Annotated in this window: 19 protein-coding genes and 1 pseudogene; 9 read left to right on the forward strand and 11 right to left on the reverse strand. The window is 61.9% G+C overall.

Annotated features, from left to right (window positions below; genetic code table 11):
- Position 1 precedes the first annotated feature (1 nt).
- Complete coding sequence (locus M0639_RS22755) at positions 2 to 964, forward strand: SDR family oxidoreductase (protein WP_064073968.1); 963 nt, start codon at positions 2 to 4, stop codon at positions 962 to 964.
- Complete coding sequence (gene fadD11, locus M0639_RS22760; RefSeq protein WP_064073967.1) at positions 961 to 2,763, forward strand: fatty acid--CoA ligase FadD11; 1,803 nt, start codon at positions 961 to 963, stop codon at positions 2,761 to 2,763. Before M0639_RS22755 ends, fadD11 begins: the two co-directional genes overlap by 4 nt.
- Here the strand turns inward: fadD11 and M0639_RS22765 are convergent.
- From M0639_RS22765 to M0639_RS22785, 5 genes are all read right to left on the reverse strand, one after another.
- Complete coding sequence (locus M0639_RS22765; RefSeq protein WP_007733546.1) at positions 2,739 to 3,824, reverse strand: sulfate/molybdate ABC transporter ATP-binding protein; 1,086 nt, start codon at positions 3,822 to 3,824, stop codon at positions 2,739 to 2,741. The genes fadD11 and M0639_RS22765 overlap by 25 nt on opposite strands.
- Complete coding sequence (locus tag M0639_RS22770) at positions 3,821 to 4,630, reverse strand: ABC transporter permease (protein ID WP_020970514.1); 810 nt, start codon at positions 4,628 to 4,630, stop codon at positions 3,821 to 3,823. Before M0639_RS22770 ends, M0639_RS22765 begins: the two co-directional genes overlap by 4 nt.
- Positions 4,627 to 5,436 carry a molybdate ABC transporter substrate-binding protein gene (gene modA, locus M0639_RS22775; protein WP_042451258.1) on the reverse strand — a complete coding sequence of 270 codons (810 nt, stop codon included), beginning with the start codon at positions 5,434 to 5,436 and terminating at the stop codon, positions 4,627 to 4,629. The genes M0639_RS22770 and modA overlap by 4 nt, the downstream gene beginning before the upstream one ends.
- A 25-nt stretch (positions 5,437 to 5,461) precedes the next feature.
- Positions 5,462 to 5,857, reverse strand: a complete 396-nt coding sequence (locus M0639_RS22780; protein ID WP_064073966.1) for a TOBE domain-containing protein — start codon at positions 5,855 to 5,857, stop codon at positions 5,462 to 5,464.
- Between the two features lie 125 nt (positions 5,858 to 5,982).
- Complete coding sequence (locus M0639_RS22785; protein ID WP_007733549.1) at positions 5,983 to 6,561, reverse strand: carboxymuconolactone decarboxylase family protein; 579 nt, start codon at positions 6,559 to 6,561, stop codon at positions 5,983 to 5,985.
- A gap of 135 nt (positions 6,562 to 6,696) precedes the next feature.
- On the opposite strand from M0639_RS22785, the gene M0639_RS22790 reads away from it, so the two are divergent.
- Positions 6,697 to 7,887, forward strand: a complete 1,191-nt coding sequence (locus M0639_RS22790; protein WP_003939670.1) for a pyridoxal phosphate-dependent aminotransferase — start codon at positions 6,697 to 6,699, stop codon at positions 7,885 to 7,887.
- On the forward strand, positions 7,884 to 8,894 hold the full coding sequence (locus tag M0639_RS22795) for an AraC family transcriptional regulator (protein WP_003940556.1): 1,011 nt from the start codon (positions 7,884 to 7,886) through the stop codon (positions 8,892 to 8,894). The genes M0639_RS22790 and M0639_RS22795 overlap by 4 nt, the downstream gene beginning before the upstream one ends.
- On the opposite strand, the gene M0639_RS22800 is transcribed toward M0639_RS22795, so the two are convergent.
- Positions 8,891 to 9,316, reverse strand: a complete 426-nt coding sequence (locus M0639_RS22800) for a VOC family protein (protein ID WP_003940409.1) — start codon at positions 9,314 to 9,316, stop codon at positions 8,891 to 8,893. The genes M0639_RS22795 and M0639_RS22800 overlap by 4 nt on opposite strands.
- Positions 9,317 to 9,373: 57 nt before the next feature.
- The gene (locus tag M0639_RS22805) at positions 9,374 to 9,814 is read right to left on the reverse strand and encodes an Lrp/AsnC family transcriptional regulator (RefSeq protein WP_020970517.1); all 441 of its coding nucleotides are present in this window, start codon (positions 9,812 to 9,814) and stop codon (positions 9,374 to 9,376) included.
- 79 nt (positions 9,815 to 9,893) lie between these two features.
- On the opposite strand from M0639_RS22805, the gene M0639_RS22810 reads away from it, so the two are divergent.
- The 3 genes and pseudogenes from M0639_RS22810 (at position 9,894) to nicT (ending at position 12,239) form a co-directional block, all read left to right on the forward strand.
- Positions 9,894 to 10,631: an AzlC family ABC transporter permease gene (locus M0639_RS22810; RefSeq protein ID WP_003940360.1), complete on the forward strand. Its 738-nt coding sequence runs from the start codon at positions 9,894 to 9,896 to the stop codon at positions 10,629 to 10,631.
- On the forward strand, positions 10,624 to 10,953 hold the full coding sequence (locus tag M0639_RS22815) for a branched-chain amino acid transporter permease (RefSeq protein ID WP_003940007.1): 330 nt from the start codon (positions 10,624 to 10,626) through the stop codon (positions 10,951 to 10,953). Before M0639_RS22810 ends, M0639_RS22815 begins: the two co-directional genes overlap by 8 nt.
- Before the next feature lie 140 nt (positions 10,954 to 11,093).
- Positions 11,094 to 12,239, forward strand: a pseudogene (gene nicT, locus M0639_RS22820) (Nickel transporter NicT).
- Positions 12,240 to 12,261: 22 nt separating this feature from the next.
- Here the strand turns inward: nicT and M0639_RS22825 are convergent.
- Positions 12,262 to 12,630, reverse strand: coding sequence for a hypothetical protein (locus M0639_RS22825; RefSeq protein WP_050654738.1), 369 nt, complete (start codon positions 12,628 to 12,630; stop codon positions 12,262 to 12,264).
- Between the two features lie 136 nt (positions 12,631 to 12,766).
- Here M0639_RS22825 and M0639_RS22830 point away from each other — a divergent pair, with 136 nt between their 5' ends.
- Positions 12,767 to 13,141 carry a hypothetical protein gene (locus tag M0639_RS22830; protein ID WP_063315893.1) on the forward strand — a complete coding sequence of 125 codons (375 nt, stop codon included), beginning with the start codon at positions 12,767 to 12,769 and terminating at the stop codon, positions 13,139 to 13,141.
- Positions 13,142 to 13,194: 53 nt separating this feature from the next.
- On the opposite strand, the gene M0639_RS22835 is transcribed toward M0639_RS22830, so the two are convergent.
- Positions 13,195 to 13,659: a hypothetical protein gene (locus M0639_RS22835; protein ID WP_042921731.1), complete on the reverse strand. Its 465-nt coding sequence runs from the start codon at positions 13,657 to 13,659 to the stop codon at positions 13,195 to 13,197.
- Positions 13,660 to 13,742: 83 nt separating this feature from the next.
- Positions 13,743 to 14,534, reverse strand: coding sequence for a MerR family transcriptional regulator (locus M0639_RS22840; RefSeq protein ID WP_042921734.1), 792 nt, complete (start codon positions 14,532 to 14,534; stop codon positions 13,743 to 13,745).
- Between the two features lie 248 nt (positions 14,535 to 14,782).
- On the opposite strand from M0639_RS22840, the gene M0639_RS22845 reads away from it, so the two are divergent.
- Positions 14,783 to 15,010 (forward strand): hypothetical protein, encoded by a 228-nt coding sequence (locus tag M0639_RS22845; RefSeq protein WP_020970523.1) that lies wholly within the window; start codon positions 14,783 to 14,785, stop codon positions 15,008 to 15,010.
- Between the two features lie 94 nt (positions 15,011 to 15,104).
- Here M0639_RS22845 and M0639_RS22850 read toward each other — a convergent pair whose 3' ends face one another.
- Entirely contained in the window at positions 15,105 to 15,521 is a 417-nt protein-coding gene (locus M0639_RS22850; RefSeq protein WP_007733561.1) for a DUF7144 family membrane protein, read from the reverse strand.
- Positions 15,522 to 15,562 lie beyond the last annotated feature (41 nt).

The following is a 15,562-nucleotide window of genomic DNA, read 5'->3' on the forward strand; positions in this document are numbered from 1 at the left end:
AATGACGGGACGCTTGTCCGCAATTGCGGGAACAGTCCGCGATCTGGGCATTCCACTGCCCGGACGCCGACTCGACTACGACGTCGCCGGGAAGGTCGTACTGATCACCGGTGGAGGCGACGGTATCGGTGCAGCGCTGGCGCGCACTCTCCACCGGCGTGGGGCCACCGTGGCACTGGTCGACGTCAACGAGAGTTCATTGGCAACGGCCGAGCGCTCATTCGAGTCACAGCGAGTCGTGACGGTGACGGCCGATGTCCGAGATCGGGACGGCATGACCGCAGCCGTGCAAACGATCATCGAGCAGCTGGGCAGAATCGACGTCGTGGTGGCCAACGCCGGAATCACCCCTCCCCCGGCAACATTGCGCCAGATCGATCCCGACGCCTTCGATCGTGTGCTCGACGTCAATCTCACCGGCGTCTTCAACACCGTGCATCCGACCATCGACGAGGTGATCCGCAACAGTGGGCACATCGTCGTCGTGTCATCGGCGGCGTCGTTCGCCCCCGGTTTGGGCGGCGCTTCGTACATGATCAGCAAGGCTGGGGTCGAAGCGCTCGGCCGGGCGCTGCGTCTCGAGGTTGCCGGCTACGGCGCTACTGCCGGCATCGCGTACTTCGGGATGGTGGATACACAACTTGCACGCGCAACACTCGACGACGACGAGATCGGGCGCAAACTCGACGCTCGACTACCTGGTCCCCTCCGTCATCGAATCTCCCCGGACCGTGCCGCCACCGTGATCGCCGACGCGATCGCGCGCCGCGCCGCCCGGACCCTTGCCCCCGCTGCCTGGGAACCCTGGGCGTGGGGACGCGGATTCATCAATGTCCTTGCCGACGGTTACCTGGCAAAAGACAAACAGGCACACGACCTGATCCGCGAACTCGAAGACAGAACCACCGCTGCGGCCCCGACGAATGCATCAGCCCTGCCAAAGGCATCCAGGAGAACATCATGACTACGTTGTGTGCAGCCTTCCAGCGAGTGTCGGCGGTAGCGCCCGACGCGGTGGCTTTGCGAGACATCGGCGATGCGCGAACACTGACGTGGCGCGCGTACGGCGAACAGGTTCGCGATGTTGCCGCGGGATTGGCCGGAATCGGCGTGGGACATGGCGATACGGTTGCATTGATGATGAGTAACCGCATCGAGTTCTACCCGATCGACGTCGGCGCCCAACACCTCGGCGCGACGTCCTTCTCCATCTACAACACGTCGGCACCCGAAGCCATCCAGTACATCCTCGCCAATTCCGGTGCGCGAGTGCTCGTCTGCGAGGCCCAGTACGTGGATACCGTTCGCCGATCCGGTGCCACACTCGACACGATCGTGGTCGTCGACGCGCAACCGTCTGCCCAGCAGTCCGGCACCCTGACGCTGGAGCAGATGAAGTCCTCTGCTGCCGCCGATTTCGATTTCGAGAGCACCTGGCGTGCGGTGAAACCGAACGACGTCGCCACGTTGATCTACACCTCCGGCACGACCGGCAACCCCAAGGGCGTCGAGACGACTCATGCCTGTCTGTTGTTCGAAACCACCGCCGTCAGTGCTGTACTCCCCGTCGAGTTCGGTGACCGCATCACCTCGTACATGCCGTCGGCGCACATCGCCGATCGGCTCACCTGCCTGTACATGCAAATGGTGTTCGGCGCCCAGATCACTGTCGTGCCGGATCCGAGCCAGGTAGCGGCTGCGCTTCCGGACTGTCGCCCCACGATCTGGGGCAGCGTCCCCCGTGTGTGGGAAAAGCTGAAGGTTGCAGTCGAATCGGCCGTCGCCAACGAACCGGACGACGCGCGGCGAGTGGCATTGCAGTGGGCACTCGACGTCGGTCGCACTCGGCTCGCACACTTGCGAGCCGGTGAAACAGTCCCCGCCGAACTGGAAGCGGACTACGCCCGAGCCGATGCAATGGTCCTCTCCGCTCTGCGTGCGAAACTCGGTTTTGCCGAACTGAAGTGGGCCATCTCTGGCGCCGCACCGATTCCGCCGGACACCTTGGCATTCTTTGCAGCCCTGGGAGTTCCGATCTCGGAGATCTGGGGAATGTCCGAGCTGACATGCATTGCGAGCACCGCACCGGCCGAGCCGACCAAGCTGGGAACGGTCGGAAAGTTGCTTCCAGGCATGGAAATGCGCATCGAGGCGGACGGTGAGCTACTGGTTCGAGGACCGTTGGTCATGAAGGGGTACCGCGGCGAACCGGCAAAAACGGCCGAAGCGATCAGTGCAGACGGTTGGCTTTCGACCGGAGACATCGTCACGGCCGACGCAGACGGATACCTCACGGTGATCGATCGCAAGAAGGAGCTGATCATCAATGCGTCGGGAAAGAACATGTCCCCCGCTGCCATCGAGACCGCAGTGAAGACGTCGTCGTCGTTGATCGGTGAGGTCGTGGCAATCGGAGACGGCCGAAAGTTCAACACAGCGTTGATCACTCTCAGCGCCGACGCCGCGGTCGGAGGGGCACGCTCACTGGGACTTGCGGCCGAGGCCGCGGTACTCGCCAAGGACGCTCGGATCGTCGACATCGTTGCAACTGCTGTCGCCGAGGGAAACTCGCGTCTGTCGAGGGCCGAGCAGATCAAGCGGTTTCACGTACTCACCACGTTCTGGGAGCCAGGCGGCGACGAGCTGACACCGACGATGAAGCTCAGGCGCAAGCCGATAGCCGAGAAGTACGCGTCCGAAATTGCAGCCCTCTATGCGGATTCGGTCGTAGAGGACGTCTACGAGCCTGCGCCCTGCGCATAGATCAGCGTCTCGGTGGCCTTGACCACAAACGTAGCGGCCGATCCCGGAACCAGATCGAGCTCGGCCGCTGCGCTCGCCGTGATGTCGGCAGACAAGCCCGGCTGGCCGGCTTCGTCCTCGGCTCGGACTCGGACGACATCGCCTCGATTTTCGATCTCCGCGATCGTGACCGCAAACGCGTTTCGTGGGCTCCCGTGAGGCGGATCCAGGTAGACCGACACTGCTCGCGGCTCGAAGACTGCCACGGCGGCACTGCCGGCCGGTAGGTCGGTCTCCGTCTGGCCCGCGATATCCACCCCGACCGGACTTCTGAGCATTCCGTCTCCGGCCATCGTGCCGCTGCGCAAGTTGATCCCTGCGATGCGTGCTGCAAATGCACTACGCGGGCGAGTCAGAACTGTTCGTACGTCACCACGTTCGACGACCCGGCCGCCGTCCAGCACGACAACGGTGTCGGCAAGGGCCAGCGCATCCAGAGCGTCGTGCGTGACGAGCACGGCCGTGCGATCTCCTGTTCGGAGCACTCTACGCAGCAACGACCGCAATGCCGGGGCGGAGGCGACGTCGAGCGCAGACATCGGTTCGTCGAGCAGGAGTAGTTCGGGTTCGGCAGCCAATGCCCTCGCCACTGCGACTCGTTGCGCTTGACCGCCGGAGAGCTGTGACGGCTTGCGGTCAGCCAATTCGGCGGCGTCGACTGCGTCGAGCCAGTGGCGCGCGGAATCGGCGGAATCGCGACGCGACCGCCCTGCACTGCGCGGCGCGAACGCCACGTTCGCGGCCGCACTGAGGTGGGGAAAGAGAAGTGCCTCTTGCGCGAGTAGAGCAGTGCCGCGCCGATGCGGCGCCAACGCGACTCCCCTACCGGTATCGGTGAGAACGCGGGAATTCAGTTCGATCAACCCACGCCGCGGGTGATGTAGTCCGGCAACCGCCGCCAGTACCGTCGACTTGCCTGCGCCGTTCGGTCCGAGGACAGCGGTCACCTCACCGGCCGCGACGTCGAACGTCGCAACGACGTCGCGCTCCGGAATCTCGATGTCGACGTGGAGGCCACTCACAACGAACCCGCCGATCCGCGTCCACGCACCGCAACCACGATGACCACCGCGACTACGACCAACACCAGCGAAAGCGCTACCGCTGCATCCGGATCGGTCTCACGCTGGAGATAGATTTCCAACGGCAGGGTACGCGTGACCCCTTGCAGACTTCCCGCGAACGTCAGCGTTGCACCGAACTCCCCCAGTGCGCGAGCGAAAGCCAGCACTGCCCCTGACACCAGACCGGGAAGCACCAGCGGCAAAGTCACCCGGCGAAGCACGGTGGTCGGGCGGGCTCCGAGCGTCGAGGCTACGGCCTCGTATCGTGTGCCCGCAGTGCGTAGCGCACCTTCGAGGCTGACGACGAGGAACGGTAGCGCGACAAACGTCTGCGCCAGGACCACCGCGGTTGTCGAGAATGCTATCTGGATGCCGAGCACTTCCAACTGCTCACCGATCAACCCTTTGCGCCCGAACGTGTACAGCAACGCGATACCGCCCACCACGGGCGGCAGAACCAGCGGGAGCAGAATCAAGGATCGAAGAACGGACAGTCCCCGAAAATGACTGCGCGCCAACACCGCGGCCATCGGTACGCCGAACAGGATGCACAGCAGCGTGCTCATCGCTGCTGTCTTCAAACTCAGTTTCAACGCGGCAACCGACGATTCGGAAGTCACGAGTTCCCAGAACTGCGACCACTGCACGGTGGCCAGCATCGCGGCCAAGGGAGCGATGACAAACGCCCCGCCGATCAGCGCGGGAAGGTAAATCCATACCGGCAACCCGAGCGGAGCCCGGACCGCCGGTCGTAGGTGTGTCACGGGGCAGCGAATCCCGCGTCACCCAGAACTGCCAAGCCCTTGGGGCCCTTCACGAGATCGACGAACTTGGTTGCCGTTTCCGAATTCTTCGAATCCTTCAGCACCGCAATCTGGTACAGGTTGACCACCGTGGTGGCTTCCGGGAACGCGACGGTCTGAACCTTGTCACCAGCGGACTTCGCGTCGGTGACGTAAACGATGCCGGCATCGGCCTGCCCGGACGTCACCTTGTTGAGAACGTCGGTCACCGACGATTCTTCGCTGACGGGCGAGAGGGTCTCGCCTGTGGCCGTCTCGACCTTCTTCGTAGCCGCGCCACAAGGGACCTGCGGAGCGCAGATCACCAGTTGCGTCCCCTCCTTTGCCAGATCGGCGAACGACGCGATGCCCTTCGGATTGCCCGGCGGCACAACAATCGTCAAGGTGTTGCTCGCGAAGTCCGAGGGCGACCCCGCGACGACGCCGGCGTCGGTGGCCTTGGTCATGTTGGCGGCGTCAGCCGAGGCGAACACGTCAGCCGGTGCGCCCTGGGTGATCTGAGCGACGAGGTCCGAGGACCCGGCAAAGCTGAATGTGACCGATGAACCGGGGTTCTCGGACTCGAATTCCTTGCCGAGTTCGGTGAAGCTGTTCTTGAGTGACGCCGCTGCGAAGACGGTGATGCTTCCCGTGGCACTATCACTGGAAGTGGTTGTGGTCGGAGCGGCCGACGACGTCTCCGACGAAGAATTGTCGGATGAACTACAACCGGTCACCAGGGCAAGCGAAAAGGCACCTGCTGCAACAAGTCCGACTACACGCTTCACGAATTTCCTCCAGTATGTTCAAAAACTACGGCGTTTCCACGATGACCGTGGTGGCCTTCACGATTGCGACTCCGATACTCCCGACCTCGAGTCCGAGCTCCCGAACCGCGTCGGTACTCATCAACGAGACGACAGTGAAGGGCCCACACTGCATTTCGACCTGAGCCATCACCTTGTCGGTGACGACCTTGGTGACGAGGCCGGCGAACCGGTTGCGGGCCGAACTCGCACCCGTGAGCGGATCGGCCGGTGCGGGTCCGGCGTTGGACCGGGCGAAGCCCGCCAACTCGGCACCGTCGATGACCTTGCGGCCGGAGTCGTCCGTCGTCGCGGTGAGAAACCCACCGTCGACCCACCGCCGGACGGTGTCGTCACTGACACCGAGCAGGCCGGCAGCTTCGCGGATTCGAATGTTGGGCACCAGGTGATCGTAGGTCGCAAGTGCGGACCTAACAAGCCGAAATGCTCCGCAGATGCGTGAACTAGTCAATCATGATCACGTATCTGCGGAGCATTGTCGATAGTTGCCGTAGACGAATCAGCGCATCATTCTTCTGCCCAGGGCACACGGCAGGAGTCGGTGCTGAACCCCTGCTCGGTAATCCCCAACGCCGAATACATCCGGGCGCGCATGTTTTCGAGCCCGATCTGATAGGTCAGTTCCACGACGCCCGCTCGCCCGAACCTGCGCTCGAGATCCGCGACCTGTTCGTCCGTCACCCCGTTCTCCCCATGGGGGTCACCGGTCATGGCGTCGGCGTAGGCGATCGCGGCCCGCTCGTCTTCGCTGTACTTCGATGAATCCCGGTAGTTCGCGATCTCTTTCAACTTGTCGATGTCCAAACCGTCCAAGCGCGAGAGCATCGTCCCGAAGTCGACACACCACGAGCAGCCGACAGTCCAGGCGACGCGATAGACGGCCAGTTCACGAATGTTCGACGGCAGCACCTTCGACGCCTTCTGCACAGCCATTTCGTGGCGGGCAGCCGCTACGAACAATTTCCGATGGTTGGCCAGGACGGCAAAGGGCTCGGGGACTTCGTCGTACTGCCTGGCGGCGAATTTGTATGCCACTTTGATCAACGGACTGGCTTCTGACGGTGTCACTGCGGGAATGCGAGTCATGGCAAGCCTCCGTATGTTCTGGGGCACCGGATTCGATGCTCTCTACAGAGTTGGACGATGGCGGCGATTCAAACGTGACAAGCACCGCGTCCGAGCGGATGTGAGGATGCGGTGTCAGCCGACTAAGCTGCAAAGATGCCTTCGACGCCCCGCAACCGCACCGTCTCGCGTCTGCAGCCGTTCGCATCCACGATCTTCGCCGAGATGACAGCGTTGGCCACACTTCACGACGCGGTCAACCTCGGTCAGGGCTTTCCGGATACCGACGGTCCTGCGGCCATGCTCGAGGTAGCGCGCCGAGCCATCGCCGAGGGCGTCAATCAATACCCGCCCGGTCCGGGCATGCCCGTCTTGCGTCAGGCCATCGCGGAGGATCGGCGCATCCGCTACGGACTCGACAGTGATCCCGACTCCGAAGTTCTGGTCACCGTCGGCGCCACCGAGGCGATCAGTGCTGCGATTCTCGGACTGGTCGAACCCGGCGAAGAAGTAGTGCTGATCGAGCCGTACTACGACTCCTACGCTGCATCCGTCGCGTTGGCAGGCGCTGTACGTCGCACAGTTCCGTTGGTAACCGCGGGAGACGGATTTGCGGTCGATCTCGATGCATTGCGCGGCGCGATCACCGCCAAGACGAAGATGCTGATCGTCAACAGTCCTCACAACCCCACCGGCACCGTATTCACCGATCACGAACTTCGAGCGATCGCCGAACTCGCGTGCGAACGCGACCTGATCGTGTTGAGCGACGAGGTCTACGAGCACTTGGTCTTCGACGGCCTCACCCACACACCGATGGCGTCGCTCCCGGGCATGCGTGAGCGCACCGTCACGGTGTCCAGTGCCGCAAAGACTTTCAATGTCACCGGCTGGAAAACCGGCTGGGCGATCGGCCCGCGCGAACTCATCGACGGAGTCCGTGCCGCCAAGCAGTTCATGTCATTTGTTGCCGGTGCACCGTTCCAACCGGCCGTTGCCTACGCGCTCACCAACGAACAGCCGTGGGTCGTCGAACTTCGACAGAGCTTGCAAGGCAAACGCGACGTGCTCGGTAAAGCTCTGACCGAGGCCGGTTTCACGGTGCATTCCGGTGGCGGCACGTACTTCCTCCTTGCCGACATCAGACCGTTGGGCGAAACCGATGCGGGAGATTTCTGCCGCGCACTGCCCGAGCGGATCGGCGTCGCGGCCGTTCCGGTCGACGTGTTCGCGGACAACCGCGACGATTGGAAGCACCTGGTGCGCTTCGCCTTCTGCAAGCAGGACCACATTCTGTCCGAAGCTGCACGCCGTCTCCACCTGCTCCAAGGAGCAGCGCACCCATGACAGCGCGGACCATCCCGACCGCATTCGTCCACCGCTATCTCGCGTTCTCGCCGGACAACGACGTCGACTTGTCGGGTGCACTGCGCGCTGCCGGGATCGACCTCGAGACACTGTCCGACCCGCGCGCCCGGCTGACCCCGACTCAGGTCACCACGTTCATCCAATCCACCTGGCAGATCACCGACGACGAATTGTTCGGCCTCGGATCCGCCCCGGTCCCCCGTGGCACTTTCCGATTGATCTGCCTGACGTTGATCCATTGCCCTGATCTCGGATCGGCCTTCGCTCGAATGTCCGACGTGATCCGTGCGCTACCGGCTCTGGCCCCACTGTCGATCGAGAAGGGCGAGGAAAGCACTCGGGTGAGTTTCGCTGTCCGAGCTCGCGAAGGCGTCGCCGAACCTGATGTCGCAGAACGTGTCACAACCGATTTCGTCCTGATCTTGCTGCACCGATTTTCCGCATGGTTGATCGGAAAGCGCGTCCGACTTCGGGCGGTCGAGTTTCCGTACTCGGCACCGGATGCACGGTTGGCGCAGGACTACGACTACATCTTCGGAGCGCCGGTCACCTTCGGCGCGAAGCGCGCGGCACTGGAGTTCGACAACTCGGCCATGCGTGCACCGATCATCCAAACCGAGGAGACGTTGGAGGAGTACCTCCGAGAATCTCCGATTCAGCTCATGTCCGAACGTGATTACGACAGCACTGCGTCGGCGCAGGTACGACGGGTCCTGGAGCTCGGGGTGAAGGGGCGAACCTCCACGGCCGAGGAGATCGCGGAGATGCTCTCGATCAGCGTTCCCCATCTGCGTCGACTGCTGCGGCGTGACGGAACATCACTCAATCAACTGCGCGAGGAAGTGCTCCGCGACGTAGCCATCGCTGGTTTGCGGCGCGGAGAATCCGTCGAAGTACTCTCGGCGCGATTGGGGTTCTCCGAGCCCAGCGCCTTCCGTCGGGCCTTCAAACGATGGACCGGCGACACTCCGAGTTCGTACCGCTAGCTGACGCAGAACTCGTTTCCTTCGGGATCGGTCATCGTGATCCACACGCTCGGCCCCTGCGCTCCTCGGTGCAGGATCGTCGCCCCCACCGTCTCGAGGTGCGCTGCGACATCCTCGCGCTTGTCGCCCACTCGTATGTCGAAATGGAGCCGGTTCTTCACCGTCTTCGATTCCGGAACCAGTTGGAACAGAACGCGGGGACGTTCGGGATGCTCCGGATCGCTGATGGCCGCACCTTCGCGCCAGACGAGGACTCCCTCGAATGTCGTGGTGTCGGATTCCTTGGCGTGACCAGCGGCGACGAGGCCCCTGATGAAGTCTTCGTCGCTGGGCTCCGCTGCCCACCCGAGTGCTGCGGCCCACCACTTCGCCTGTTCGTGCGGATGTGCCGAATCTACTGTGACTTGAAATTCGTATCCCATGTTCCGACGTTAACGCCGACCACCGACACCTAGTGAAGGTTCAGCCGAGCCCGGGAGTCAGTCGACGCTCTTGATGGTCTTCATGGTGATCAACGATGTCACCCGCGAGACAGCCGGAAGCCCGCTGAGCTTGGTGACCATGAAGTTCTCATACGTCGCGAGATCTTTCACCGCGACCCGAATGAAGTAGTCGGGAATTCCGAACAACCGCCGACATTCGATCACTTCGTCGAAGGCGGCGACCTGGGATTCGAAGTCCTCGATGGTGGCCTGGTCATTGACTCCGATCTCGGCGGTGACGATCACCTGAAATCCTCGACCGAGCGCTTCCTGACTGACGATCGCCCGGTACCCGGTAATGATTCCGTCGGCTTCGAGCTTCTTCACCCGACGCAGGCAAGGTGAGGGTGTCAGACCCACCAGATCCGCCAACTCGGTGTTGGTCAAACTCGAGTCCTGGCGTAGGTGAAACAAAATTGCGTCATCCATGGCATCCATCGCACTATTATTGCGCACTGTTCAATATGTGGGCATTCTGAGCAATCGATCACCTCGATCTTTGTTATAGATTTGCGTCGTGATCGAACCAGCATCGTCGACGGCCGCACCGGCCGTCGAACTCCCACCGCGAACCCCGGCGTGGCGGCACGCCTTCCAGCTGTCGCTACCGGTTGGATTCGGCCTGCTCCCACTCGGGATCGCACTTGGCGTTCTTGTGGTCCAACAAGGGCTCAGCCCTTGGTGGGCAGTCGCTTTCACCTCGCTGATCTACGCAGGATCGCTGGAGTTTCTCGCGGTCGGAATGGTCGCGGCCATGACACCGCTGCCGTACGTCGCTCTGACCGCACTGCTGGTCAACTTTCGACATGTGTTCTACGCCTTGAGTTTTCCGCTGGAAAAGATTCGCAACCCCTTCGCCCGCTTCTACAGCATGTTCGCGCTGACCGACGAGGCCTATGCGATGTCGGTAACTGCCGATCCCAAGGCACTCACCGGACGCGTCATCGTCTACTCCCAGCTGTACCTGCACGGCTACTGGATCGGTGGCGCGATCCTGGGCGCGACGGCAGGACAGTGGATTCCGGACTCGATCGTCGGCCTCGACTTCGCCCTGACGGCGTTGTTCGTCGTCCTCTCGATCGAAGCGATTCGCGCACAAAACGGATTCGCGGTGCCGGTCGCCGCGGTCACCTGCGCTCTGGTCGCCCGGCTCGCAGCGCCGGACCACATGCTGCCAATTGCGATGGGCGCCTTCGTGCTCTTCCTGATCGGGCGCTTTGTCTACGACTCACGAAAGGCGAAGATCGATGCCTGACACCTCGTACATCTTTGCGGCGGTCGCAGTCATGGCCGTGGTCACCTTCGCGCTGCGCGCAATCCCCTTCGCCGCGCTCATGCCGCTGCGCTCCTCCGCCCTGGTCGGCTACCTCGGCATCTACATGCCGGCAGGCGTCATGTTGATCCTCGTGATGTATTCACTCAAAGGGGTGTCGATCACCGCCCCTTCTCACGGCCTACCCGAACTGATTGCAGTGTGCGCCACGATCGCCGCGCACCTCTGGCGAAAGAATGCCGTCCTGAGCATCGTCGTCGGAACGACGATCTACGTCGCGCTGGTCAATACCGTGTTCGCCTGAGCATTTCCCATCCGGGAGCAAAGCAGTTTTACCCCCGGATGGGTGATTTGTAACCTCCAGGCGCTTATCTGAACAGTTGAACACTTATACGATTTCAGTAGCGTGGCCGCCGGCCGCGACTGAAAGATCGGTGAGGTTCGATGTCCACGACAATGACCACGACGGGCACTCGAATCGCCGGTGCTTGGCACAGTCTGGATCAAGGCCAGCGTCGAAGCATCATCGGGATGACCGTCACCGTCGTAGCGCTCAACGTCGTCGGGTGGGCAGTTCTTCTCGGCCTGGTTGTCCCCGGCCACTACACGATCGAAGGCAGTGTCTTCGGCGTCGGACTCGGTGTCACGGCGTACACGCTCGGCATGCGCCATGCTTTCGACGCCGATCACATCGCCGCTATCGACAACACCACTCGGAAGTTGGTGGCGGACGGCAAGAAACCGATGTCCGTCGGGTTCTGGTTTTCGCTCGGACACTCGACCATCGTCTTCGTACTCGTCGCCCTCTTGGCTTTGGGTGTGCGGCAACTGGCCACCAGCCTTTCCGACGACAACTCCGATCTGGAGAAGTGGACCGGCTTGTTCGGCACCACCATTTCCGGCACGTTCCTGATTTTGATCGGAATCTTGAACCTTTTCTCTCTCATCGGGATTCATCGGGTGTACACGAAGTACAAGGCCGGAACCTTCGACGAGGAACAACTCGAGAAGGAACTCGACAGCCGTGGCGCCCTGAACAAGATTCTGGGCCCGGTGATGAAGATGGTTCGCAAGCCCTGACACATGTACCCGGTCGGCCTACTGTTCGGATTGGGATTCGACACCGTCACCGAAGTCGGGCTGTTGGTGATCGCCGGCGGCGCGGCGGCGACAGGGCTCCCGTGGTATTCGATCCTCGTTCTGCCGATCCTCTTCTGCGCCGGGATGTCGCTTTTCGACTCGATCGACGGATCGTTCATGAACTTCGCCTACGGTTGGGCATTTGCTCAGCCGGTCCGAAAGATCTACTACAACATGGTGATCACCGGACTCTCGGTGGCAGTGGCACTGCTGATCGGGTCCCAGGAAATCATCTCGATTTTCACCGACAAACTCGACATTCACGACGGGTTTCTCGGCACCATCGGGAACTTGGATCTCGGCGCGATGGGCTTCATCATCGTCGGACTCTTTGTCGCCACCTGGCTGATTGCTCTACTCGTGTGGCGGTACGGCCGCATCGAAGAACGGTGGCAGGCTCAGTCCGGTGCAGCAGTAGCACGACGAGCGACACCAGACGAAGCGATGTGAATTCGACTCGGTCTACGCAGAATCATGGGCCACCCGAAAGCGAATAGCTGATGTACGTCTCGCCCCATTTCAGGTACGCGCTCGACGTCGCCTGGCCGCGGATCTGGTCGTTCTGCCACTGGTAGACAGCGCGCCACGGAAATACGGAACTCACTTGTTCCAAGGTGTACTGCTCACGATGGCCCTGCGCGAATCGCTGTTCGAGATCTTCACGAGTGCGCGGCGGGAAATTGCTGATCAGGTAGGTCGGGCCGAGAGACTCGATGCGCCCTGGCGGCGCAAAGACATCAGCGCTGCGATAAGTGAAGGCCAGATACAGGTAGGCCGCCACCACAATCGTTGCCAGCGCTACCGCGCCGGTCTTGAATGCACGTCGAAGCAGGGTCGGCATGGCTCACAGTACAATCCAATTCTCCTGTCGAGCACATTCAGTGCGTTTCCCACATTTATCGAAAGACGCATCCCGCGGAGTTGGCGAGATGCAATAGTGGAGTTCGAACGGGGTGAGCCCCGGCTAGGAGAAAACGGTGCGGATACGTCATGCGGTAGTGGGTGTGGCAATCACGGGACTTGTTCTTGCAGTGGCAGGCTGCGGTAGCGGCGACGGCGAAGCTGCCGAAGGACCAGGCATCGCCGTGGCGGCGGAAACCAAGCAAGTTCCCGACCGGGTGACCGTGCATCGACCTGGCCTCATCGACACCAGCATTTCCCCGTTCGACGTGCCTGCATGGCCAGGGCCGCACCCCTCCGAATTCCTCGAGCCCAACCCGCCGTCGGGTGAGAGCGGTGAGATCGCCGGCAACCGAGCTGCGACAACCTACGCGGCCTCGCTCGACAACCCCGATGCACTGTGGAATGTCGGCGGCACGGTGCAGTGGCTGGTTGTCGAGCCGTTTCCCTGAAGGTCTTCCATCGAGGTCTCCGCTCTGACCGACTCCAGACGATCTTTGCGAGTTCAGTCCCGCGACAACGCTGCACAGAATTCGCCGGGTTGATCGACATGCAACCGCAACCCACCGATCAGAGTGGAGCGAGATCCCTTCGACAGCCGTTTCGGGAGCGTGACCGAGAGCGGCCGATCGAAGTCTATGTCCACGACAGTGCCGTCGGGCCCCGGCAGAACCAAGCGATCGTCGACAATCACATTTGCTGTCTCACCGAACCTTCGGACCATGCTCGCCCGCGAAATCCGTGATCGGTCCACCTCGACTCGAATGCCCGTGCCGGAACGAAACACCACCGTTCGAGCCGAGACGAGATGCGGGTGCACGACGCGTCCGGCAAGCCAACCGCCAATCGCAATCAGCGACAACACCGTTGCAACGAGCAGCACGACGCGAAGCCACTGCCACGGCACCAGGAAGTGAATCGCCACGGCCTCGATCACACTCGCCGCAACAAATGCCACCGGTATCGACATTGTCCCCCTCGCGTAGCCGAAAGTCGCTGTATCACTGGAACCTCCGTCTCTCCGACCCGTCGAGAGCAACCACAGTGATCGGATCACGCCGTACCGCCTGACATGAGACGTGTTGCGACGCGCGCGACCACTTCACGTTGCGCTGAATCAGGCACCAGATCAGCGATCCCAACCGAGAATCCCACGCCTGCGGAGTCTCCGTCTGCGTACACATCGCCGAGCACCCCGTCCAGTGATTCCTCCAGTTCGTCCGACAAGTACGCGATCTCGTCTGCAACCTCGGCTACCTCGCGCCCAGCCAGAGCGGCGAAACGACGGTACAGATCGACAATTCTCTTCCGGTCGCCCTCGTCGGACAGCAATCGCGCAGCCGTGGAGAACAGTTCGTGTGGCGCTGCTCCCGAGATCGCCACCAATTCCCACATGTCACGTTCGCGCTCGAACAAGCGTCGCACCGAACCCGTGGGGGACGACGCGATCAACTCGTCGAACGCCGACAGCAGCTCCATCGGAAGCGGCGAGACCACCCTCCCAGCACCTCGCGCCGTGAGCATTTCCTGGAGGCGCACTCGCTGGTCTGCGAGGACGCGCTGCTTCCGGTCTATCTCCGCGATCAGGGAGGAAAGATCTTCGGCGAAGTCGTCCGGTTCTCGTGCATCGATCGGCGTCGGTTCGATCATCGCGGCAATGGATCCGAGTGGAATGCCGGCGGCGGTGAGCCAACGAATGCGCATCAGCCTGACCAGATCGGGAAGTTCGTAAGTTCTGTAACCGTTGGACAGTCGTCTCGGCTCGGCCAGCAACCCCAGTCGGTGATAGTGCCGAACGGTCCGCGGAGTGGTGCCTGCCGCACTGGCCACGTCGCTGATTCGCATACGAACAGCATTAACTATGACGCTACGTCATAGTCAAGGCCCGGCATGTCGGGCCTTGAGGCATAAGGTCCTGTTCTTCCTGCCAAGAGTTTCGCAGACGAATTTCGCGGGTATTGATCACTTGCGGCGGCGATTTCCAGAGCGAGGGGTCAGCCGCGCAAGGTCTGCCCCCGGCTGTCACTCGCCGGGCGGCGGGCCGCCAAAACCAGCGGGCCGCCAGAAACTATCTGTGCCAGGCGATGATTTCGATGCAAACGACACGACTCGACACCATCCTGATTCTGATCGTCGGGACGGCAATCGGACTGAGCGTCTGGCTGGCTACGCAGGAACCATTCGCGTCGATCGGACTCGGAATCGCAACGGTAGTGATCTGCTGGATCTCTTGCTCGATGATCCATGGCTTCCCACACCGATCGACGAAGGACATGCGTCCGCGCGAGAACCAGGATCGCGAGTCACCGAAACGGCGCTGACGCCGCGTAGGGATGAGGCCAACCGTGGAGGCCCGGACACAGCGAAGTGAGTGGTTCACCTACCGCAGGTGAACCACTCACTTCGGTCAGAGGATCACACCTCGTCAGGTCGCCAGGTCGCGACGGCCCAGATCACAGCGACGTCGAGGGCGATGATCACGATCGACCACAGCGGGTAGTACGGCATCCACAGGAAATTCGCCACGATCGAAAGTGCCGCGATGACGAATGCCATCCCGCGGGCCCACGCCATGCCGACGAACAATCCCAGCGACACCGCGATGCCGATGATTCCGAGCACGATGTGGATCCAACCCCATGTCGTGACATCGAATTCGAAGGTGTAATTGACTCCGACGATCAGCAGGTCGTTGTCTGCGAGAGCCGCGATGCCCTGCAGCAACGCGACGATTCCCGCGACGAAGAGCAGGCAGGCTGCCGCCACCGTGGTCCCGATGGCAAAGCCCTGTCGGACAGGATGGTTCGCATGAGATTGGTGCGGAGCAGTCATGACGTCCCCTTCTTCGGCGAAATAGCGTGAGAACAGTATTC

Source organism: Rhodococcus qingshengii JCM 15477 (assembly GCF_023221595.1).
Classification (GTDB): domain Bacteria; phylum Actinomycetota; class Actinomycetes; order Mycobacteriales; family Mycobacteriaceae; genus Rhodococcus_F; species Rhodococcus_F qingshengii.